Source organism: Roseomonas indoligenes, from assembly GCF_017813365.1.
Classification (GTDB): Bacteria; Pseudomonadota; Alphaproteobacteria; order Acetobacterales; family Acetobacteraceae; genus Roseomonas; species Roseomonas indoligenes.
This window is the reverse complement of record NZ_JAGIZA010000017.1, coordinates 84,916-105,957: the sequence shown is the minus strand read 5'-3', so window position 1 is coordinate 105,957 and position 21,042 is coordinate 84,916. Positions and strand designations below refer to the sequence as shown.

The window sequence follows — 21,042 nt, the reverse complement described above, 5'->3', positions numbered from 1 at the left end:
ATGAGCGGGATCCCGCTCCTCAGCCCCGCCCCGGCCGAGCTGAGCCAGCATATCCCCCTCTGGTACCAGGTGGCGCAGCACCTGCTGCAGACCGTGCGCGGCCGCGCGGCCGACGCGCCCCTGCGCCTTCCCACGGAGGAAGCGCTGGCCCGGCACTACGGCGTCGGCGTCGTCACCCTGCGGGAAGCCCTGGCCTGGCTGGAAGGCCAGGGCCTCATCTCCCGCCACCGCCGCCGCGGCACCTTCATCAACCCGGACGCCGCGCTCGGCGCGCCGCTCGAACTCGCAGGCACGCTCGAGTCCCTGTTCGCGCAGCAGCAGGCCGAGGAATCGGAGCTGCTCGAACGCACCGAGGTGCCCGTTCCCGCCGAGCTCTCGGCGCGCTTCCCCGGCCTGGACCGGCTGGCGATGTTCCGCCGCCTCCGTCACCAGGGCGGTGCCCCGGTGAGCCTGGCCGTGAACTGGATGCCGCCGGAGATCGGCCGCCGCGTGCCCGCGCAGCGGCTGGCGAAATGGCCGATGACCCGCGTGCTGCGCGACGCCCTGAACCTTCCCGTCGCCCGCATCGAGGACACGGTGGAGGCAGGCCTCGCCTCGCCGGAGGCGGCGCGCCTGCTCGGCGTGCCGCTGCTCAGCCCGATCCTGCTCGTCACCGGCACCACCTTCGACGACACGGGCCGGGTGATCGACCTCGCGCAGATTCAGTACCGCGGCGACCGCTTCCGTTTCCGCGTCAGCTTCGACGTGCCGCCGCGCGAGGAACGCCGCCCGCCCTAGCCCAGCCGCGCCCAAGTCCAACAAGGAGGAAACATGAAAAACATCGTCATCACGGCCCTCGCGGCCGCCTGTCTCGCCATCGGCGTGGCCTCGGCCCAGCCCGCCGCGCAGCAGGCCTGGCCGGACCGCCCGGTCCAGATCGTCCAGGGTTTCGGCGCCGGCGGCAACGCGGACACCATCGCCCGCGTCATCGCCGCCCCACTCTCCGAGGCGCTGGGCAAGCCCGTGGTCGTGGAGGCGCGCACCGGCGCGGGCGGCAACATCGCCAGCGAGTACGTCGCCCGCGCGAGGCCGGACGGCTACACCCTCGGTCTTCTCACGGGCGGTCACGCCGTCTCCGCCGCCGTCTACCGCAACCTGCGCTTCGACCCGGTGAAGGACTTCGCCTTCATCTCCACCGTTTCCGTCTTCCCCTTCGTCGTCGCCACCCGTGCGGACGGTCCCATCCGCAGCATGGCCGATCTGATCGTCGCGGCGCGTGCCCGCCCGGGCGAGATCACCTTCAGCTCCGTCGGGGTCGGCTCCACGCAGCACCTCACGGGCGAGTTGCTGGCGCAGATGGCCGGCATCCGTCTGGCACATGTGCCCTACCGCGGCGGGACCCAGCCGCTGACAGACCTGCTGACCGGCCGCATCGACCTGATGGTGGATTCCATCACCGTGGCCGGCGGCGCCATCCGCGCCGGCTCTGCCCGGGCGCTGGGCGTCACCAGTGCCGCCGCCTGGCCCGGGCTGGATGCACCGCCGGTCGGTGAGGGCGTGCCGGGCTTCGAGGTCGTCTCCTGGGTCGGGCTGGTCGCCCCGGCCGAAACCCCCGCCCCGATCATCGAGCGACTCCATGCGGAGCTGACGAAGGTACTGGCGCTACCCGAGGTGCAGAAAACCCTGGCCACACTCGGTTCCCGCGCCAGCCCGAGCACGCCCGATGCCATGCAGTCCTTCGTGGCCGGCCAGATCCGGCAGTGGCAGCAGGTGGTCGCCGAGGCCGGCATCGAGCGGCAATGACGCCGATCTGACCCGGGTCGCCAGCGTGCTGGCGGCCCTTCAGGCCTCCCGGAACCGGCCGGGCTCCTCGATGCCGAGATCGGCCCCCTTGGCGTCGAAGGCCTCGTCGTAGATCTGCGCCAGACGGCCTTTCGGCACCTCTCCGGCCTCATCCCCTCCGATCAGTTTCTGCAGGGCGGGCACGCCCGCCTCGACGGCGACGGCCAGCAGGTGGGATGCCTGCGCCGCCAGGCCCGCGGAATGCATCGTCTCCACCGCGAGCTTCGCCTCGGCGATGGCGAGCTGCTGCTCGAACGCTGCCACCTGCCGTTCGAGGCCATCGGCCCGCAATCTCTGCTCGGCGGCAGCGGCCCGCAACTCGTCCATCCTCGCCGTGATGGCGAGCACCGCCTCCTCCAGACGGCTCACGGGAAGCGCGTCGAGGCTGACCTGAACACCTCCCGTCGATGGGGGGACTGCGGCTTGATGCTCGGGCATCGGAACCTCCTGGGCGGAACGGGCGCCAGCCATAGTGCGATCCCACCGTGCGGGAAATGCCGGCCGCGCCACCCGGTCGATGCGCCGGCCCGGCATCCACCGGCGTGATGGCGACGGGTGAGAGGCCGGAGGAGACCATCCCAGCCCGGCCGGCCCCTCAGCGCTCGAGCATGGAGCCGTGGATCCATCCCATCGGCTCGGTCTCCCCGACCTGGTACCACCCGCCTGGTGCCTCCGCGAAGACCCGGAGCCTCGTCCCTCTCGGCACCACGCGCAGCACCGCGCCGCCCCCGGCCGGGTTGCTCCGGAGGTTGACCGGGTGGGCGGCGGTCGTCGTGACCGATCCCTGCGCGGGCATGCTCCCGGCGGGCGAAGCCGGCTGGGCCGGCGGCGGTGCCGATCCGGCCGCCCCTGGCGCAGGCGGCGGTGGCGCGGCCGCGGGCGCCGTCGCCGCCGTGTCGGGCACGGGCGGGAGCGGCAGGACGGAACGGGCGGAGGTCGGTCCGCCTCCGTCGAAGCAGCGGGTGTTCGTCTCCACATAGGTTCGGGTGGCCTCCGCGCTGCCGGTGGCGACGAACTGCTCGATCCGTTCACCGTTCGCGCTGACGACGGAGACGAAGGGCAGGTACGGGTCCTCCATGGCGCCGGTGAGGTTCACCTGCCCGCAGACGGCGTAGCCGCCCAGGGCCTGCCGGTGCGCGGTCACGCCCCTGAGCCGGGCGGCCGGCGTGATGTTGCGGGCGGTCGCGCGCAGCCGCTCCTCCGCCGCCCGGCTCGCGGTCCCGGCCTCCGCTGCCACGCGCGCCGCCTGTTCGGCCTGGAGGCGCCTCCTCTTCGTCTCCGCATCGTCGCAGGCCGCCGTCAGCAGGGTCAGCAACAAGGACGCTACAAGCCTCAGGCGCATGCATCTGCCTTTCGCGGTGGGGATCGATACGAGGGAGTGGGCGAGATGGTGGGGCCGGGATATCTGATGATCTCCGCCGGCTTGTTCCACCCGGCGCCTTGCCGCTGCTCGGAGCCGGCGGTCCCGGCGTTTGGCGGAACCGCGGATGCCGCCGACCTGCGTGGCGGAGCATCCCCGGCCAGCCTTCGGCGCTGTTAGCGAGTTCGCCCACCGATCGGGAGCGTCTGCCATGACGAATGCGGGTTACCTCGAAAGCCTTTTCTCTCTGTCCGGCAAGACGGCGCTGGTGACGGGCGGCGGCACGGGCATCGGCCGCATCATCGCGGAAGCCCTGGTCCGCGCCGGGGCGACGGTGCTGATCGCCTCGCGTAAGGGGGAGACCTGTGCTGCGGTTGCCGAGGCGTTGAACGGCCTGGGGGCGGCAGGGCATGCCGAGGGCATGGCCGGGGATGTGGGAAGCGAGGCGGGCGTGCAGGCCCTGGCCACGGCCATAGGGGAGCGCGCGGCGCGGCTGGATATCCTCGTGAACAATGCGGGCCGGAGTTGGGGAGCGCCGATGGGGTCCTTCCCCTTCAAGGCCTGGGAATCGGTGATGTCCGTCAACGTCGCCGGCCTGTTCAGCCTGACCCAGGCGCTTCTGCCGATGCTGAGCGCGGCGGGGACCGCGGACGACCCGGCGCGCATCATCAATCTCGGCTCCGTCATGGGCACGCAGCCCATGGGGAACCGCGCCTATTCCTACGCCGCATCGAAGGCCGCCGTGCACCACCTCACGCGCATCCTGGCCCAGGAGCTGGTGGAGCGGCACATCACCGTCAACGCCCTCGCGCCAGGCCCCTTCGAGACCCGCATGATGGCTTTCGCGACCGCCAGCGCCGAGGCGCGCGCGCGCACGGAAGCCGGCGTCCCCATGCGGCGGCTTGGGCGGGCGGAGGATATCGCGGCCGCGCTGCTCTTCCTCTGCGGCAGGGGCGGCTCCTACACGACCGGGGCGGTTCTGCCGATCGACGGTGGAAAGCACGTCATGACCGGGCATCGCTACTACCTCGACGACGAGGGCTGAACGCGGGAAGCAAGGCGCATCGGCGACCGGCTGAAACCTTCTCCAGGCCGGCCGCCGGCGGTTCCGGTGCGCCGAAGCGCCGTTCCGAACCCTGGCTCCCGCCGTCTCCGCCGACCTACGGGGCCTGCAGCGCGCCGAGGACGAGGACCTGCGCCAGGCACATCTGTGCCACCAGGGAACGGAAGCCGAAGAGTTCCGCATCCCTGACGTCAAGGGAGACCGAAGCGGAAGCGAGGAGCGGGCTGAGTGGCCCGTCGGACAGCGCCACCACGGAAACGCCGTGCGCCGATGCCCAGGCCGCGGCGTTGATCGCCTCCTCGGAATAGGGGTGCAGGCTGATGACGACGAGCGCGTCGCCCGGGCGCATCGTCTCGACCTCGTCCCGGAGCATGCCGGCCGCACCGGACAGCAGCCGGGCCGCCTTGCCGGAGCGGGTCAGGCCATAGGCGATATAGCCGGCCACAGGATGGGAACGCCTCTGCCCGACGACGTGCACCAGCGGGGCGGCCGCCAGGATGGCGACGGCACGGTCCAGGGCGGCTGGATCGACCGTGTCGATCAGGTTCTGCAGCGAGATCTGGTTCAGCTCTCCCGCCTGTCGCAGCAGGCCCGTCGCGCCCTCCCCCGCCCCAGCCGCACGGAGCTGGTGCACCCTTTCGCCGTAGCTCGACGATGCGGTCGCCAGCGCATCCACCAGCACCTTCTGCATGTCGGAAAAACCGGGGAAGCCCAGCGCCTGGGCCAGGCGGATGAGGGTCGAGGGCTGCACCCCGGCCGCCGCGCTCAGCTCCGTGACCGTGCTCAGCGCGGCCTGGTTCGGATGGTCCAGGACATGCCGTGCGGCCTGTTGCAGACGGGGGCTGAGACCCGCGTGCCTTTGCCTGAGCTCGTCCAGCAGGCTGTCGCGCCGGGCATCCGGTGTCATGGCACGCCTCATCCTTCCCGCCCCGATGGAACCAATTTTCCATAAACCCAAAGTTGAAATATCTTCTTCATCGGTCTAGCCTCGGCGCCGGGAAGGAAACCAGGAAAGAATGGAGTACACATTCCAGTTCGGGGTGGTCTTCGCGAGCCTCGGCCTGCTCGCGAAGGGCGCTTGGCTGACCGTGCAGCTCTCGGCGGCGGCGATGGTGGCCGGGCTGGTCTTCGGCACCCTCTTCGCCGTGCTGCGCGGCTTCGGAGGGCGCTGGGCTGACCGGCTCATCGGCGCCTATGTCGAGGTGATCCGCAACACGCCCTTCCTGATCCAGCTCTTCCTCATCTATTTCGGCCTTCCCTCGATCGGCATCTCACTGGATCCGGTCACGGCCGCGCTGATCGGCATGTCCATCAACTGTGCCGCCTATACCACGGAGATCATCCGCGCCGGCATCATGGCGGTTCCGCGCGGGCAGATCGAGGCCGCGCGGGCGCTGGCCTTCTCTACAATGGACATCATCCGCCACATCGTCCTCTTCCCCGCGCTGCGCGTGGCGGCGCCGGCGCTGGGCAGCCAGTTCATCCTCGTCATGCTCGGCTCCAGCGTCGTCTCCACCGTCTCGGCGGAGGAGCTGACGGCGGTGGGCCACGTGCTGGAGACGGAGACCTTCCGGCCCTTCGAGGTCTATATCGTCGTCACCCTCATCTACCTGGCCATCGCCTTCGCGATGAAGCTGCTCTTCGCGTGGCTGGACATGGCCTGGTTCGCGCGCCGGGGGCGCCTGTGATGCGCAGCTTCGGCACCCCCGAATTCCTCTTCATGCTCCAGGCGGCGCGCTGGACGGTGTTCCTGTCGCTCATCGCCTATCTCGGCGGCGGGGCGCTGGGGCTGCTGCTCGCCTTCATGCGCGTCTCCGGCAACCGGCTCGCCAGCGGCTTCGCGCGGGCCTGGATCCTGCTGTTCCAGTGCACGCCGCTGCTGATGCTGCTCTTCCTCGTGTTCTTCGGGCTGGCCCTGACGGGGTTGGGCCAGAACGCCTACTTCGCCGTCACCGTCGCCCTCTCCTGCTATGCCGGCGCCTATTTCGGGGAGATCTGGCGGGGCGCGATCGAGGCGGTGCCGGGCGGCCAGTGGCAGGCCTCCGCCGCGCTCGGCTTCACTCGGATGGAACAGTTCCGCCACGTGATCGTGCCGCAATCCATCCGCATCGCGATTCCGCCCACGGTGGGCTTCATGGTGCAGATCATCAAGAACACCTCGCTCGCCTCGATCATCGGCTTCCAGGAGCTGACCCAGGCCTCGCAGTTCGTGAACAATCTCACCTTCCAGCCGATCAGCGTCTACCTCGTCGCAGCGGCCATCTACTTCATCCTATGCTTCCCCCTGACCCTGCTCAGCCGCCGGCTGGAGAAGAGGCTGCATGTCGATCGTCCAGGTCCAGTCACTGCATAAGCGCTACGGCAGCCAGACCGTGCTGGATGGCGTGTCGCTCGACATCGCCGCCGGCGAGGTCGTGGCCATCCTCGGCCGCAGCGGCTCGGGCAAGAGCACCCTGCTGCGCTGCATCAACGGGCTGGAGACGATCGAGGGCGGCAGCATCACCGTTGCCGGCCACAAGGTCAGCCGCGACCCGAAGGCCCTGCGGGCGCTGCGCCAGGACGTCGGCATGGTGTTCCAGAGCTTCAACCTTTTCCCGCATCTGACGGCGCGGGAGAACGTGGTCCTGCCGCAGACCGTGGTGCTCGGCCGCGGCAAGGCGGAAGCACAGGCCATGGCCCAGACGCTGCTGGAGCGCGTCGGCCTTGCCCCGCGGGCCGACGCCTATCCCTCCGCCCTGTCCGGCGGGCAGCAGCAGCGCGTGGCCATCGCGCGCGCGCTGGGCCTGAAGCCGAAGGTGATGCTCTGCGACGAGATCACCTCCGCCCTCGACCCGGAGATGGTGGGCGAGGTGCTGGAGGTGGTGCAGGACCTCGCCGCCCGGCACATGACCATGCTGCTGGTCACGCACGAGATGAGCTTCGCGCGCCGCGCCGCCAGCCGCGTGATCTTCATGCATGCCGGGCGCGTGCACGAGGAGGGCACGCCGGCCGAGATCTTCGAGCGGCCCCGGTCGCCGGAGCTCATCCAGTTCGTCCGGGCCGTCAGCGTCCGGGATTAAAATCGTACAAAGGGAGGATAGAACCATGAACCGCCGCAGCCTGCTGGCCCTCGCGCCGCTCCTGCCGTTTGCCGCCGTTCCAGCCCGCGCGCAGCCCGCCGCGGTGACGCTCGACGCCATCAAGCGGCGCGGCAAGCTGTTGATCGCGATGGACACCAACAACCCGCCCTGGGGCATGCTGGACACGTCCATGCAGCCGGACGGCTACGATATTACGGCCGGCAAAATGCTGGCCCAGGATCTCGGCGTGCCGATGGAGCTGGTGCCCGTCACCAGCCAGAACCGCATCCCGTTCATCCTAACGGGCAAGGCCGACCTGGTGATGGCCACGCTGACCATCACCCCGCAGCGCGCCGAGCAGATCCTCTTCTCCAAGCCCTACTGCGCGCAGGAGAGCGTGATCATGGCGCCGCAGGCTACTGAGATCCGCAGCTTCGAGGACCTGCGCGGCAAGCGCGTCTCCGTCGTGCGCGGCGCGATCCAGGACCCGATCGTGGTGGAGAAGGCGCCGGGCGCGGTCATGATGCGATACGACAACGACGCCAGCACCATCCAGGCGCTGATGTCCCGCCAGGTGGATGCCTGCGCGACCGGCTTCCTCATCCCCGCCCAGACCAACCGGCTGCAGCCCGGCCGGAACTACGAGAAGAAGCTCTCCCTCGGCACGCAGATGATCGGCATCGGTATGCGCCATGGCAGCGAGGAGCTGCACCGCGCCGTCAACGGCTTCATCGACAAGGCCAAGGCGGACGGGCGGCTGGCGGAAGCCTTCAAGCGCTACACCGGCGTGGACCTGCTGCCCCTGGCGGATGCCTGATCCGCATGGCAACGGTCGCCTGCGTCGGGATGACGGTGCACGACCGCATCCTGTCGGTGCCGTCCCTCCCGACCCAGGCGACGAAGCTCTATGCGACGGCGGTGGCGGAGGCCGGAGGCGGCCCCGCCGCCACCGCCTCCGTTGCCATCGCGGCGCTGGGTGGCGAGGCCCGGCTTTTCGGCCGCGTCGGCGCGGACGACACAGGGCGGGTCATCCGCGCGGAGCTGGCGCGCTACGGCGTCGACATCGCGGGAGTCGCGGAGCTTCCGGACGCGCAATCTGCCTGGTCCGCCGTGGCCGTGGATGCGGCGGGGGAGCGGCTGATCCTGAACTTCCCCGGCCGCAACCTGCAGGTGGCGCCCGACTGGATCGATCGGGAAGGGATCCGGGGCTGCGGCGCGGTGCTGGTGGACATGGGATGGCCGCTCGGCGGGGCCCGCGCCCTCTCCCTCGCGCGGGACCATGGCATCCCCTCCGTGCTGGACGCCGATCTCGCCCCCCTGCCCGAGGCGGCCGCGCTGATCGGCATGGCCGGGCACGTCATCTTCTCGGAACCGGCGCTGCGGCACCATGCCGGCGAGGAGGATCCCGAGGCGGGGCTGCGCGCGCTGCGGCGGCGCCTGCAGGGCGTGATGCTCGGCGTGACCGCGGGGCCGCAGGGCTACTTCTGGATGGATGGGGAAACGCTGCACCACCTGCGCCCGCCGGCGGTGGCGGTGGTGGACACGCTGGGCGCCGGCGACGTGTTCCACGGCGCCTACGCGCTCGGCCTTGCCGAGGGGATGAAAGTGGCCGAAGCGGCCCGCCTCGCCGTGGCGGCGGCGACGCTGAAATGCACCCGCCCCGGCGGCCGGGCGGGCGTCCCGTCCCGGCCGGAGGTCGAGGCCCTCCTGGCTCAGCCCTGGTAGGTCTGCAGGAAGTCCCGCCCGCCTTCCAGCGCCAGCCCCCCCGCGAAGGCGGGCTTGGTGGCCCAGGGCCGGCCGTGCTGCGCGAGCAGGGACTGCACCAGCGAGACATAGGGCAGGCCGTGCTCCCGCACCCGGGTGCGGAAGGCGTCCCAGTCCGGGTATTCCAGCGCGGCCGGCCACCAGATCGCGCGCCCCGCCAGATAGCCGCTGGCCCCCGCGCGGAAGGCGTAGGTGAGAATGCGACGGAAGGGCTCCATCGCCGCGCCTGCGGAGAGCATCACCCAGGGGCGGTCCAGCATGGCGTCGATGCGGTTGAACCAGTCCTGCGTCTGCGCCGCCTCCGCGCTGCCGTCGTCGGGATCGACAATCACCTTGGCAGCGATGGGCGTCTCCAGCTTGAAGATGTCCACGCCGTAGCGCTCCTTGCGGAACTCCTCGACGGTCGCGATCACCATCTCCGGCCGCTTGCCGGAATCCTCGTGGTAGGAATCACCGGCGGCGCTGCCGCCCAGCGGATAGACCAGCGGTTCCAGCAGGAAGGCGATGTCGTGCTCCCGGCACTCGCGCCCGACCTTCTCCACCAGGGCGTGCTGGTGGGCCAGCACCTCCGGGGAGGCGTCCGGGCGGTACCAGAGCATCAGCTTCACCCCATCCGCCCCCAGCCGCTTGATCTTGGCGACCGACCAGCCCGGGTAGATCAGCGTCTTCCGCCCACCTGGCCCTTCCTCGCAGGCGAACTGCTCCAGCGTGATGAGCAGGCCACGGGCGGGATCCACGGCCAGGTGCGCGTAGGGATAGGCGTATTGCGGATCCAGCAGCATGGCCGAGGCGTGGGGCGAGAGCTCCTCGATCAGCAGGCGCTTGATCTTGCCGATCTCCTCCCAGTCAGGGCTGCCATGGCGCTCGGCCACCAGCTGCTCGACGCCCGGGCGCTGGTCCACCGCGATCATCGTGAAGAAGCCGCGCCGGTCGGAAAGCCGCCGCAGCGACCAGAGCTTGCCTGCCGAAATCCGCATCGTTTCCCCCCGTGCCGGTCGCATCGTTGTGGCGCATATTTTCCAAATATGGAAGAATGGAATAAATAGTCCATATCCTTCGGGAGGGGTCCATGGCGAAGCGGGTCGGCTTCATCCACACCGTCGGTTTCCTGGTGGAGAGCTTCCGGGAGCGGATGCGCGCCGCCCATCCGGAAGCCGACAGCTTCCACATCCTGAACGAGAGCCTGCTGCAGGACCTGCTGCGCGGCGCGCCGAAGCCGCTGGTCTACCGGCGCGTGGTGTCCCAGGTCGTCCTCGCCGCGGAGGCGGGGGCGGACCTCATCGTCGTCACCTGTTCCTCCACCTCCCCGGCCGTGGACATCGCGCGCCAGATCGTCCCGCAGCCCGTGCTGAAGATCGACGATCCCATGGCGGCCGAGGCGGTCCGCCGCGGGCCGCGCATCGGCCTGCTCTGCACCGCCTCCAGCACGGTCGAGCCGAGCACGGCGCTGCTGCGCGCGCACGCGGCCGGCCAGGGGCGCGACGTGACGATCACGCCGCTGGTGAAGCCCGATGCCTATACCGCCCTCATGGCCGGGGACCGGGAACGGCACGACGCCATCATCCGCGAAGCGGCCCGCGAGCTCGGGCAGGGTGTGGACGTCCTCGTGCTCGCCCAGGCCTCGCTGGCTCATCTCCAGCCGGACCTGGACGCCGCGCTCGCCACGCCCGTCCTCGCCAGCCCGCCCCTGCTGATGGAAGCCATCGCGGCCGCACTGCGGGAGGACTAGCGGCCCATCTTCGGCGCCTGTCCCTCAAGAAGGTCCAGGCGAAGGGCGTGGCGGCGCAACCCGCCACGCCCGCCTTGAGACTAGTTCGTCACCAGCGAGCAGCCGCCCTCGGACAGGGGGCGGAAAGCCCGGTCTGCAGGGGTGGTGCCGACCAGCTTGAGGAGATCCCACGGCCCCGTGCTCTCGGAGGGCTTCTTGGCCTCGAAGAGATACATGGGGTGGATCTTGCGCCCGTCCGCGCGGACACTCCCGCGCCCGAAGCAGTCGTCTTCGGTGGGCATGGCCTTCATGGTGGCCACCACCGCGCGCCCGTCCGCCTTGGCGCGGGCGACACCCAGTTCCGATACGGCCTTCAGGTAGTGCAAGGTGGAGGAATAGGCGGCGGCATGGTCCATGTTCGGCATGCCCCCGTTCGTCAGGCGCGGCTTCAGCCGCTCCGTGAAGGCGCGGGTGCGGTCGTTCAGGTCCCAGTAGAAGCTCTCGCTGATCGTCAGGCCCTGTGCCACATCCAGGCCGAGCGCCTTGATGTCCTGGATGAAGGCGACCAGCGCCGCGGGGCGGATGCCGGAGCGCGCCAGCCCGAACTCGGCCGCCTGCTTCACGCAGTTCAGCGTATCCGCCCCGGCATTGGCGAAGGCGACCACGTTCGCCCGTCGCGCACGCGCCTGGACGAGGTAGGAGGAGAAATCGGTGGTGCCGGGGAAGGGATGCACCGCCGATCCCACGACCTGCCCGCCGCCCGCTTCCACGATCCGCGTGGCGTCGGCCTGCATGGCCTTGCCGAAGGCGTAGTCGGCCGTGACGAAGAACCAGCGGTTGCCGCCGGAACTCAGCAGCGATTGCGCGGCGGAGTTGGCGTTGGACCAGGTGTCATAGGGCCAGTGGATCGTGTTGGCGTTGCAGGACTTCCCCGTCAGGTCGGAGGAGGCGGCGCCGGTGTTCAGCTGGATCTTGTTTCGCTCCGTCACAAGGCCGCCGGCCGCCAGCCCGATGGCGGAGTTGCCGACATCCAGGATCACGTCCACGTCGCCGCGATCGAACCATTCACGGATGATGCCAATGCCGACATCCGGGCGGTGCTGGTGGTCGGCCACCAGCACCTCCACGCGCATGCCTTTCTCGGCAGCGCCGAAATCGGCGATCGCCTGGCGCGCGCAGATGGCGCCCGTCTCACCCGTGATGTCCTTGTAGGGACCGGACAGGTCCGTGAGGAAACCGATGCGGATGGCCGGTTGTCCGCCCTGGGCACGCGCGCGCCCGGCCGTTCCCGCCCCCGCCAGCAGCGCCCCCGCGCCCAGCCCCGTCCCCAGCAGGGCGCGCCGGCCAAGGCCCTGATCCCTTTCCACCATCTCTCCGTCTCCTCCGCTCGTGTTTCTTGCTTCTCAGGGCCGCATTGCCGGAGCGCGGAAGGGAGGAGGGTCCCGCCCCCGCCCCGCACGCGGCGCCCGGTAGCCCGGGCGACCCGGTCCGGGTGGAGCAGCGTGTCGGAAGATCAGCGGGCGGTGTAGCCCCCCATTTCGCTGGCAGGACAAGGCCGGTGGTTCAGGAGGGTCATGGAAGGCGAGCCGTGCAGCAGGATACCGTCAGGTCCGGACGGATCGCGCGGGCCAGGCAGAGAGCGCGAAGCGAGCCACCTTCATCAGTTTCTCGCGCGGCGCACCGTCGCGCGCCAATGTCGAGAGACCCTGGATGACGGAGGTGACGTAGGCGGCCAGGGTTACGGCATCGGTCTCCGCGGGCAGCCTGCCACACGCCATGTCCGCGAGAATCTTGTCCCTCAAAGCCGCCTCGACGCCCAGGCGGATAGCCGCCAGTTCGCGGCGCACGTCGTCCGCCTCGACGGAAACCGCGATGGCGGAACTGGCCAGGAGGCAGCCCGGTGGAGTCGCCTCGCCGGTGAACATCGCCGCCGCGCCCTCGAGCAGCCAGCGGGCCGCCGCGGTGGCGTCCTCGGCCTGCGCGACCATGTCGGCCGGTGGCAGGGGCTGGGCGAGGTAGCGTGCGACCGCTTCCCGGAACAGGCCCTTCTTGTCCCCATAGGCGGCATAGATGCTCGGCGATGTCACGCCCATGGCCCTGGTCAGCTCTGCCAGCGATGTCGCCTCGTAGCCGTGACGCCAGAAGAGGAGCATGGCCTGCTCCAGCGCGGCCTCACGATCGAAGGAGAGAGGGCGTCCCGTCCTCCGGCGCGACGGTGGGTCAGCGTCTTTCATATCGATCAATATGAAATTCTTGACCTTCCCGGGCAAGAGGTCCAAGGAGTTTCATATCGATCGATACGGAAAATCCCGGCATGTCCCTTGACGACTACCGCACCCTCGGCCGCTCGGGCCTTGGCGTCAGCCCTTTCGCGCTCGGCACCATGACCTTCGGGACGTCGCGCTGGGGCATGGACGAGCGGGGAAGCCGCGCGGTCTTCGACGCCTATGTCGAAGCCGGCGGGAACTTCATCGACACGGCGGATGTCTATGCCGGTGGCGAGAGCGAGGCGATGATCGGCCGTTTCCTCTCCGATCGGGGTCTCCGTGACCAGGTTGTCCTCGCGACCAAGTCAGGCTTCGCGACGGGCAATGGGCCGCATGCCGGGGGCAACGGGGCCAAGCACGTCCATGCCGCGATCGAAGGTTCGCTCCGCCGTCTCGGGACGGACAGCATCGATCTCTACTGGGTCCATGTCTGGGATGGAGTCACCCCCGCGGAGGAGCTGCTGGAAACGATGGCGGGCCTCGTGAGGTCCGGGAAGATCCGTTACTGGGGCCTGTCGAACACGCCCGCCTGGTACGTCGCCAAGCTCGCGACCCTTGCCTCCCTGCGCGGCCTGCCGGGGCCGATCGCCCTGCAGTACTTCTACTCCCTCGTGAACCGGGAGGTGGAGGACGAGCACATCCCGCTCGCGGCCGAGTTCGGCATGGGAATGGTGCCCTGGTCGCCGCTTGCCTACGGGCTGCTGACCGGCAAGTACGACCGTGCCGCCATCGAGGCGGCCCCGCAGCGCGGGGCGGGCCTGCCGAAGGACGCGGCCCGTGCCGGAGAGAAGCGGCCGGCCGGCGACAAGCGCCTGGACGGCGCCAACCCGTTCGGCGACAGCCTTTTCTCCCCGCGCAACTGGGACATCGTGGAGGCGGTGCGCCGGGTGGCGGAGGAGGTCGGGCAGTCGCCGGCCCGCGTCGCGCTGGCCTGGGTCATGGCGCGCCCCGGCGTTGCATCGACGCTGATGGGGGTCAGCCGGGCCGCCCAGGTGGCCGACAACGTGGCGGCGCTCGACCTCGCGCTCTCGCCCCAGCACCTCGCCGCACTGGACTCCGCCAGCGCACCGGCCGAGCCGCGCCTGATCTACGGACCCTCCCGACCGGCGATGCGGCAACAGGTCGTGTTCGGCGGCAGCAGGGTGCGGCGTTCATCGCAAGCAAGCCTCTGGGAGGGCTGACCGACACTTTCGCGCGCGCCTACGCGGCCCGTCACTCCCAGCGGCCCTTCGGAGAAGGCGTGCCCGGCCCAAACTTCTCCGTGATCTCGTTTTTCTGCAGACCGGAGCGAGCCGAGATCCCGCTGCAAAGGCGGGGTGGTTCGGTGAAGCGAATTCCTCACCAGCGTCCTGTTGCAAGATTTCAGGACCGGGACGCCCCTCTGTCGTTCCTGTCGAACAGATCCCTTCCGCCTGACAGGAGCAGCTTTCAGAAACCTTGGCCAAGGTATCTGAAACGACCGCCGGGCGCGTGCAGGTCTCCACGGTCCATCCTCGGGAAGGCCCGCCTCTTCGCGCCGTGCATTCCCTTGAATTGTTCGGGGAACAGCGGAAAACGGCGGCGATCCCGGTCGTCCACGATGGGCGCGGGGTAGGATGATCGCCACTTGTCTGCGCTGCCCGGAGAGGCGGCGACGTGAACGGAGGATTCTGTTTTGAACGTCACGAGACGTGCGCTCGCCGCGTCGGTCGCGGCCCTCGCCGCGCCCGCCCTGCCCCGGCCTGCCCTGGCACAGGGCAGCAACTGGCCGCGCGAGCGCCCGGTCACAGTGATTGTCCCGCACGCGCCGGGCGGCGGCGTGGACCAGATGGTCCGGATGATCGCGCCCCATGTGCAGCAGCAGGTCCCCGATCTTCGTATCGTGGTGGAGAACCGCCCCGGCGCGGCGAGCCAGCTGGGAACCGAGGTCGCCTACAATGCGCGGCCGGACGGCTACACGCTTTGCGCCTCGGTCATGCCGACGCTGATGAGCATGCCGCTCGAGCGCCGCGTCCGCTACGACGCCAAGCGCTTCGTCTACATCGCCAACGTGGTTGAGGATCCGGGCGGACTCTGGGTCAACGCCAATTCCCGCTTCCCGACCCTGGCCGCGATGCTGGAGGCCGCGAAGGCCTCCACGGGCGCCGTCTCCGTCGGCACAACCGGCATCGGCTCGGACGACCACCTGCTGATCGCGCAGCTGCAGCAGATGGCGCCGGGCACCGAGTTCAACCATGTGCCCTTCAACGGCTTCGCGCCCGTGCAGACCGCCCTCATCGGCGGCCACATCGATGTCGGCTGCTTCAATATGACGGAGGGCCTGCCCGGGCTGCGCGACGGGCGGCTGCGCGCCCTCGGTATCGGTGCGGCCGAGCGCATTCCCGTGATGAAGGACGTGCCGACCTTCAAGGAGCAGAGCTTCGACCTCGTGGCCGGATCCCAGCGCGGCATCATCGCCCCGCCGGGCCTGCCGGACGAGATCCGGGACCGGCTTGTGGCCGCCTTCGGCGCGGCGATGAGCTCGCCCGGTTTCCGGGCCGATGCGGCGCGCGTCGATCTTCCGGTGGTGCCCGTGCTGGGCGAGGACTTCCGCAAGCAGGTCATGTCGGCCGAGGTCTACCTGGACCGCCTCTGGGAGAAGGCGCCCTGGCGGAACGACTGATTCCCGTGCCGCCTCGCCCCTGCCGGGGCGGGGCGGTCCGGCCAGGCCCCGCGTGAGACAGACCGGACAAGGAGCTTGATGCGCCCCTGATCGCCGCCCAGAGTTCGTACACACGATGCCGCTGGCGCAGTCCGGTGCCGGCGGCCGTGAACGATAAGCGGGGAAACGCCGATGACGAATGGTACGGGGGCGCCGACGCGCCGTGATCTCATGGCCGGCGCTGCCTTGATGGCGGCAAGCCTGCCAGCATCGGCTGCCCTGGCCCAGCCCGCTTCCGGCGGGGCCCCGCGCGGAGCCGGATTTGCCTATGTCGGGTCCTTCACCACCGAGCAGCGCAAGGCCCGGGGCGACGGCATCAACGTCTATTCCATCGATGCCGGAACGGGGGCGTGGCGGCATGTCCAGCGGCTCGGCGACCTGACGAACCCGTCCTTCCTCATCCTCAGCGCGGACGGGCGCTTCCTCTATTCCGTCCATGGCGACCTGGACTACGCCACGGCCTATGCGGTGGACGCCGCCACGGGCGAGATCCGCGTGCTGAACCGCGCCGCGACCGGTGGGCGCAACGGGGTGCGGCAGGCGATCGATCCGTCGGGCCGCTTCATGGTGGTGGCCAACTACGCCAGCGGCAGCGTGGCGGTGCTGCCGCTGCGGCCCGATGGCGGCCTATCGGACCAGCACCAGCTTCTTCCGCTGGAGGGCACGAACGGCCCCCATCGCGCGGAGCAGGCGAGCTCCCACCCGCACGACGTGGTCTTCGACCCGACCGGCCGCCACGTCATCATCCCCGACAAGGGATTGGACCGCGTCTTCGTGTTCCGCTTCGACCCGCAGGCCGGCAAGCTGACGCCGGTGAGCTCGGTTGCCAGCCGGACGGGTGCGGGCCCCCGCCATCTGGCCTTCCACCCCCGGCTGCCCGTGGCATGGGTCCTGAACGAGCTGGACAGCAGCGTGGCCACCTATCGCTGGGACGCCGCGGCCGGCACGCTGACGCCGATGCAGGTGCTCACCACCCTGCCCGCGACCTTCTTCGGCGCGAGCGTCGCGGCGGAGATCGCGGTCACGCCGGATGGCGCCTACGTCTACTGCTCCAACCGCGGCGATGACAGCGTGGCGGCCTTCGCGGCCGACAGCGGCACCGGCGCGCTGACCCCGGCCGGCTGGACATCGACCGGGGGCCGGGATCCGCGCTTCATCGCCGTGGACCCGACCGGCCGCTTCCTACTGGCCGCGAACGAGCAGGGCGATACCATCGTTCCGTTCCGGCTGGATGGCGCGAATGGCCGGTTGTCGCCGAACGGGCCGCCGATCCGCAATGGCAGCCCGGTGACGATCGCCTTCTCCACCACCCGGAGCTGAGAAGCCCAGGCGCCGGGAGGAGCGAGCCTCCCCCGGCGCTTGCCTCAGCCAAAGACCTTGTTCAGCTCCGCCACGTCCTGACCCTGCAGCATGCGGACCGGGGCGCCGCGCAGGGTGACCAGCAGCTTCGCCGTCTCCTCCAGCTCCTCGGCCGCGTAGACGGTGGAGATGAAGTCCTTGCCACTGACGACCGGCCCGTGATTGGCGAGGAGCGCCGCCGCGTAGCGGCCTTCCAGCGCACGGATCAGGTCCCCGCCGCGCGCATCCCCCGGGCGGAAATAAGGAACCAGCTTCACCCGCCCGACGCGCATGACGACATAGGGCGTGAGCGGCGGGATGCAGTCATCCGGATCCACGTCCGAGAGGCAGGACAGGGCGGTGGCGTAGGTAGAGTGCAGGTGCACCACCGCGCCCGTGCCGGGGCGCGTGTCGTAGAAGGCGCGGTGCAGGAACACCTCCTTCGACGGCTTGTCCCCGGCCACGTGGTGGAAGTCGTTGTCCAGCTTGCTGATCCGTGCGGGATCGAGAAAGCCGAGGCAGGAGTTGGTCGGCGTGATCAGCACCCCGTCCTCCACCCGCGCGCTGATGTTGCCGGCGGAGCCGACGGAGAAGCCGCGGTCGAAGAGCGACTTGCAGAGCCGCGCCATGTCCTCGCGGAGCTGGTTCTCGTTCATGCCGTCCCTGCTAGGCGCGCCAGCGCCTTCTCGAAGAAGTCCACGCTGCCGAAATTGCCGGACTTGAGCGCGAGCCCAATGGCGGGCGTTCCCTGGGAGACGAGCACGGGGACGCCCGGATCGATCTCCTGCCCGACCGCGAGCGCGCCGAGGTCGAGCGCGCTGACCACGGCCCCCGAGGTCTCGCCCCCGGCGACGACAAGGCGGCGGAGGCCGGCATCGATGAGCCGCCGCGCCAGGCGGCCGAAGAGCCCTTCCAGGGCCTCGGCCACCTCGTTGCGGCCGTAGCGCTGCTGGGCGGCGGCCACCACCGCCGGATCAGCGGAGGAGTAGATGAGCGGCGCACGCCCCTCATTCTCCAGGACGAAGGAAACAAGGTCCTCCAGCCCGGTCCGGCCGGCCATGACGTCGTCCGCATCCACCATCAGCGCGGGATGGCCCGCCGCGTGGTGCGCGATCTGACCGCGCGTCGCGCGGGAGCAGCTGCCGGCGAGGATCGCCTCCGGCCCCTGCACGGCGGCCGCGGCCGCGGTGCCGCCCCGGGCCTCCCCGCGCGCGATGAAGTTGTGGGGCAGCCCGCGCGCGATGCCGGACCCGCCGGTGACCAGCGGCGCGCCGTCCAGCGCCCGCCCGATCGTGCTTAGGTCGTCATTCTCCACGGCATCGACGATCACCAGCACCTCGCCGCGGGCGGCGGCCTCGGCCAGGGCCTCCGCCACGGCCGCGTGCCCGGCGGCGACGGTAGCGCGGCCGACATGGCCGACCGGCGCCGCGGTCTGCGCCCGCAGCACGCGGCGGATATCCGGATCCGTCATGGGCGTTAGGGGATGGTTCTCCATCCCGGATTCGTTCAGCAGCCGGTCGTTCACGAAGAGATGGCCCTGGAACACCGTCCGCCCCGCGCCGGGAAAGGCCGGGCAGGCTACCACGCCGGAGACGCCCAGCGCCTTCGCCAGCGCCTCGCCCACCGGGCCGATATTGCCCTCCGCCGTGGAGTCGAAGGTGGAGCAATATTTGAAGACGAACTGCCGCGCGCCCTGCGCACGCAGCCAGTCCAGCGCCGCCAGGGACTGCCGCACGGCCTCCGCCGCCGGGATGGACCGGCTCTTGAGGGAGACGACGCCCGCCTCCACCCCGGCCGGCGCCGGGCCGTCGGGGATTCCCAGGAACTGGGCGGTCCGAAGACCGCCTTCCCCCTCCAGCCCCTTCGCCAGGGTGTTCGCGACGTCGCTGGCACCGGTGAAGTCGTCCGCGATGACCCCGAGAAGCATGGTCAAGCCCCGACCTTGCTGCGGGCCATGACCAGCTCGCGCATGGCGTCCACCGCGGCATCGGGGGCGGTCAGCACGGGCACCTTCACCACGGCCCGCACCGCCTCCGCCGCGCGGGAGGTGGAGAAGTGCGCGAGCATGATGGCGTCCTGGTCGGCCAGCTCAGGGGCGCGCTCGGCCACCAGGCGGTTGTGGGTCTCGGCGTCGCCGCCCTTCAACAGGGCAATGGCGCGGTCCACCAGCACGGTCTTCAGGGCGGCCGGCCGGTTGCTGCCGGCGACGAACTCGTCGAACTCGTCCGTCATGGTGCCCACGGCGGGGCCGAATGTGGCGAGCATGCCGATCCGCTGCCCCTGCGCGATCGCCGCGCGGAACATCGCCTCGTTCGGCTTGAGCACGGGGATCGGGAGGGAGGCGGCAAGCCGGTCGATCGCCGGGCCGAAGGCGGAGCAGGTGACGAGGATGCCGTCCGCGCCCATCCGGTAGCCATAGGTGCCGAAGGCCACGAAGCGCTCGATCAGGGCCTCGGAGAGTTCGTCCTCGCGCGCCCGGTCGATGGAGAGCCCGTCGTCCAGGAGGTTGACCGTCTCCGCCTCGGGCCAGCGGGCAGCAAAGGCGGACTGGATGGGCCCCATGGCCACGGGCGTGGCGTGAAGCAGGACGATGCGGGGGGCCATGTTCTCGACCTCGGCTCTGGGACGTTCGGGCTTGTCTTGGCGGGCCTGGCATGGCGGCCACCCCGGGGAAGGGTGGCCAGGTCCGGTTCGCCCGCAGACATGCTCCTGTTGGAAAAATCTTGCAACCGGTTTCAGGCCGGGCATCCCACCTTGCCGGGCGGGCCCGTGCTGCCCCGCAGGATCAGTTCCGCGTCGATCTCCGTCAGCCGCACGGCGGGGCGACCGGACATCCGGGCCACCAGGTGCTCGGCCGCGGCCCGCCCGATCTCGGCCGGGTGGATGCGCAGGGTGGTGAGGGATGGCTCCAGGAAGGGGGCGTAGTCGGCATCGTTGAAGCCGATCACGGAGAGGTCCCGGGGCAGCACCATCCCTCGGCCCCGCGCCTCGATCATGGCGCCGAAGGCGATCTGGTCCGTGCCGCAGATGATGGCCGTCGGCGGCGCCTCGTCCGAGGCCAGCATCTGCCGCAGCGCGTCCCGGCCCGCCGCGATGCCGTAGGCATGCACCTCCACGTCGTGCGCGGGATGCAGCGCCAGCCCGCGCGCCGCCAGGGCGTCCATGATGCCCTGCAGGCGCGCCCCGCCCCGGTCGTTGTCCCGCCGCGTCCCCGTCACGGCCCCGATCCGCCTGTGGCCGAGGTCGAGCAGGTAGCCGGCGGCACGGGCGCCCGCCGCCCGGTTGTCGAAGCCGACACAGGCCCTTTCCCGGGACAGGCTGAAGGTCTGCACCAGGGGGATGCGCTGGCGGTCCACCCGGTCCAGCAGCGCCGGACGGTGGATGTCCCCCACGAGCATCAGCCCGTCGATCCCGCGGTCCAGCAGGAACCCGGCCTCGCGCTGCTCGTCGTCCAGGTCGTAGCCGGCATGGCTGAGGAGAAGCGTGTACCCCGCCCGGCGCAGGCCCTCCTGAAAGGCGGAGAGCGCGCGGATGAACACCTCGTTCTCGATGTTGGGGATCACCGCGCCCACGGCCATGAAACGGCGCATCGATAGGGCGCGGGCGGCGCCATTGGCCACGAATCCCAGCTCCCGCGCGGCGCGGATCACCGCCTCCCGCTTGTCCGGCCGCACGCTGGCCGTGCCGTTGAACACCCGGGACACGGTGGATGTGGAAACCCCAGCCAGCCGCGCCACGTCCCTGGCGACCGGCGACCGCGCGTCCTCGTCCTGCTGAAGCCCCGACATGGGAACCGCCTCCCTGGCGGGCGCTCGGGCGTGTTGACGCTGCCGGGCCCGCATGCTTCCTTGAAAGCACTTTCAGAGAGGCTTGGAAACAGCTTCCTGAAAATCAGAGCATCGAGCGAAGGCGCCCCAGCGGCGCCGGAAGGGCCGGCCGGAGCCTGGGAACAGGCTCGGCCCTGGCTTCTTCCCCGGGGAGG

The 21,042-nt window shown here is 70.4% G+C and carries 22 protein-coding genes; 12 read left to right on the top strand and 10 right to left on the bottom strand.

The window, feature by feature from the left end:
* Both J5Y10_RS22150 and J5Y10_RS22145 read left to right on the top strand, forming a co-directional pair.
* Complete coding sequence (locus J5Y10_RS22150) at positions 1-777, top strand: GntR family transcriptional regulator (RefSeq protein ID WP_209376298.1); 777 nt, start codon at positions 1-3, stop codon at positions 775-777.
* A gap of 33 nt (positions 778-810) precedes the next feature.
* On the top strand, positions 811-1,782 hold the full coding sequence (locus J5Y10_RS22145; RefSeq protein ID WP_209376297.1) for a tripartite tricarboxylate transporter substrate binding protein: 972 nt from the start codon (positions 811-813) through the stop codon (positions 1,780-1,782).
* 39 nt (positions 1,783-1,821) lie between these two features.
* On the opposite strand, the gene J5Y10_RS22140 is transcribed toward J5Y10_RS22145, so the two are convergent.
* Positions 1,822-2,259 (bottom strand): hypothetical protein, encoded by a 438-nt coding sequence (locus J5Y10_RS22140; protein ID WP_209376296.1) that lies wholly within the window; start codon positions 2,257-2,259, stop codon positions 1,822-1,824.
* A 157-nt stretch (positions 2,260-2,416) separates the two neighbouring features.
* Positions 2,417-3,163 (bottom strand): SH3 domain-containing protein, encoded by a 747-nt coding sequence (locus tag J5Y10_RS22135; RefSeq protein ID WP_209376295.1) that lies wholly within the window; start codon positions 3,161-3,163, stop codon positions 2,417-2,419.
* A gap of 229 nt (positions 3,164-3,392) precedes the next feature.
* On the opposite strand from J5Y10_RS22135, the gene J5Y10_RS22130 reads away from it, so the two are divergent.
* Positions 3,393-4,226, top strand: coding sequence for an SDR family oxidoreductase (locus J5Y10_RS22130; RefSeq protein ID WP_209376294.1), 834 nt, complete (start codon positions 3,393-3,395; stop codon positions 4,224-4,226).
* 115 nt (positions 4,227-4,341) lie between these two features.
* Here J5Y10_RS22130 and J5Y10_RS22125 read toward each other — a convergent pair whose 3' ends face one another.
* Positions 4,342-5,151, bottom strand: coding sequence for a MurR/RpiR family transcriptional regulator (locus J5Y10_RS22125; protein WP_209376293.1), 810 nt, complete (start codon positions 5,149-5,151; stop codon positions 4,342-4,344).
* Positions 5,152-5,260: 109 nt separating this feature from the next.
* On the opposite strand from J5Y10_RS22125, the gene J5Y10_RS22120 reads away from it, so the two are divergent.
* From J5Y10_RS22120 to J5Y10_RS22100, 5 genes are read left to right on the top strand one after another with little or no spacing between them, the layout of a single operon-like run.
* Positions 5,261-5,932, top strand: a complete 672-nt coding sequence (locus J5Y10_RS22120) for an amino acid ABC transporter permease (RefSeq protein ID WP_209376292.1) — start codon at positions 5,261-5,263, stop codon at positions 5,930-5,932.
* The gene (locus J5Y10_RS22115) at positions 5,932-6,597 is read left to right on the top strand and encodes an amino acid ABC transporter permease (protein WP_209376291.1); all 666 of its coding nucleotides are present in this window, start codon (positions 5,932-5,934) and stop codon (positions 6,595-6,597) included. The genes J5Y10_RS22120 and J5Y10_RS22115 overlap by 1 nt, the downstream gene beginning before the upstream one ends.
* Entirely contained in the window at positions 6,566-7,303 is a 738-nt protein-coding gene (locus tag J5Y10_RS22110; protein WP_209376290.1) for an amino acid ABC transporter ATP-binding protein, read from the top strand. Before J5Y10_RS22115 ends, J5Y10_RS22110 begins: the two co-directional genes overlap by 32 nt.
* 25 nt (positions 7,304-7,328) lie before the next feature.
* Positions 7,329-8,120 (top strand): transporter substrate-binding domain-containing protein, encoded by a 792-nt coding sequence (locus J5Y10_RS22105; RefSeq protein ID WP_209376289.1) that lies wholly within the window; start codon positions 7,329-7,331, stop codon positions 8,118-8,120.
* A gap of 5 nt (positions 8,121-8,125) precedes the next feature.
* The gene (locus J5Y10_RS22100; protein ID WP_209376288.1) at positions 8,126-9,028 is read left to right on the top strand and encodes a PfkB family carbohydrate kinase; all 903 of its coding nucleotides are present in this window, start codon (positions 8,126-8,128) and stop codon (positions 9,026-9,028) included.
* Here J5Y10_RS22100 and J5Y10_RS22095 read toward each other — a convergent pair.
* Positions 9,016-10,044, bottom strand: a complete 1,029-nt coding sequence (locus tag J5Y10_RS22095) for a tagatose 1,6-diphosphate aldolase (protein ID WP_209376287.1) — start codon at positions 10,042-10,044, stop codon at positions 9,016-9,018. The two genes, J5Y10_RS22100 and J5Y10_RS22095, sit on opposite strands and share 13 nt — an antisense overlap.
* Before the next feature lie 92 nt (positions 10,045-10,136).
* On the opposite strand from J5Y10_RS22095, the gene J5Y10_RS22090 reads away from it, so the two are divergent.
* On the top strand, positions 10,137-10,796 hold the full coding sequence (locus tag J5Y10_RS22090; RefSeq protein ID WP_209376286.1) for an aspartate/glutamate racemase family protein: 660 nt from the start codon (positions 10,137-10,139) through the stop codon (positions 10,794-10,796).
* Positions 10,797-10,876: 80 nt separating this feature from the next.
* Here J5Y10_RS22090 and J5Y10_RS22085 read toward each other — a convergent pair whose 3' ends face one another.
* Together J5Y10_RS22085 and J5Y10_RS22080 are read right to left on the bottom strand one after the other, a co-directional pair.
* Positions 10,877-12,145: an ABC transporter substrate-binding protein gene (locus J5Y10_RS22085; protein ID WP_209376285.1), complete on the bottom strand. Its 1,269-nt coding sequence runs from the start codon at positions 12,143-12,145 to the stop codon at positions 10,877-10,879.
* A gap of 234 nt (positions 12,146-12,379) precedes the next feature.
* Positions 12,380-13,054 (bottom strand): TetR/AcrR family transcriptional regulator, encoded by a 675-nt coding sequence (locus J5Y10_RS22080; RefSeq protein WP_209376284.1) that lies wholly within the window; start codon positions 13,052-13,054, stop codon positions 12,380-12,382.
* 35 nt (positions 13,055-13,089) lie between these two features.
* Here J5Y10_RS22080 and J5Y10_RS22075 point away from each other — a divergent pair, with 35 nt between their 5' ends.
* The 3 genes from J5Y10_RS22075 to J5Y10_RS22065 all read left to right on the top strand — a co-directional run bounded on the left by J5Y10_RS22075 (position 13,090) and on the right by J5Y10_RS22065 (position 17,042).
* On the top strand, positions 13,090-14,223 hold the full coding sequence (locus tag J5Y10_RS22075) for an aldo/keto reductase (protein WP_209376283.1): 1,134 nt from the start codon (positions 13,090-13,092) through the stop codon (positions 14,221-14,223).
* A gap of 473 nt (positions 14,224-14,696) precedes the next feature.
* Entirely contained in the window at positions 14,697-15,683 is a 987-nt protein-coding gene (locus J5Y10_RS22070; protein ID WP_209376282.1) for a tripartite tricarboxylate transporter substrate binding protein, read from the top strand.
* A 171-nt stretch (positions 15,684-15,854) separates the two neighbouring features.
* Positions 15,855-17,042 (top strand): lactonase family protein, encoded by a 1,188-nt coding sequence (locus tag J5Y10_RS22065; protein WP_245214964.1) that lies wholly within the window; start codon positions 15,855-15,857, stop codon positions 17,040-17,042.
* Positions 17,043-17,086: 44 nt separating this feature from the next.
* Here the strand turns inward: J5Y10_RS22065 and otnC are convergent, their stop codons facing one another.
* The 4 genes from otnC to J5Y10_RS22045 all read right to left on the bottom strand — a co-directional run bounded on the left by otnC (position 17,087) and on the right by J5Y10_RS22045 (position 20,848).
* The gene (gene otnC / locus J5Y10_RS22060) at positions 17,087-17,716 is read right to left on the bottom strand and encodes a 3-oxo-tetronate 4-phosphate decarboxylase (protein ID WP_209376281.1); all 630 of its coding nucleotides are present in this window, start codon (positions 17,714-17,716) and stop codon (positions 17,087-17,089) included.
* The gene (gene otnK, locus J5Y10_RS22055; RefSeq protein ID WP_209376305.1) at positions 17,713-18,987 is read right to left on the bottom strand and encodes a 3-oxo-tetronate kinase; all 1,275 of its coding nucleotides are present in this window, start codon (positions 18,985-18,987) and stop codon (positions 17,713-17,715) included. Before otnK ends, otnC begins: the two co-directional genes overlap by 4 nt.
* 2 nt (positions 18,988-18,989) lie before the next feature.
* Positions 18,990-19,664: an aspartate/glutamate racemase family protein gene (locus J5Y10_RS22050; protein WP_245214963.1), complete on the bottom strand. Its 675-nt coding sequence runs from the start codon at positions 19,662-19,664 to the stop codon at positions 18,990-18,992.
* A gap of 131 nt (positions 19,665-19,795) precedes the next feature.
* Positions 19,796-20,848 carry a LacI family DNA-binding transcriptional regulator gene (locus J5Y10_RS22045; RefSeq protein WP_209376280.1) on the bottom strand — a complete coding sequence of 351 codons (1,053 nt, stop codon included), beginning with the start codon at positions 20,846-20,848 and terminating at the stop codon, positions 19,796-19,798.
* Between the last annotated feature and the right edge of the window lie 194 nt (positions 20,849-21,042).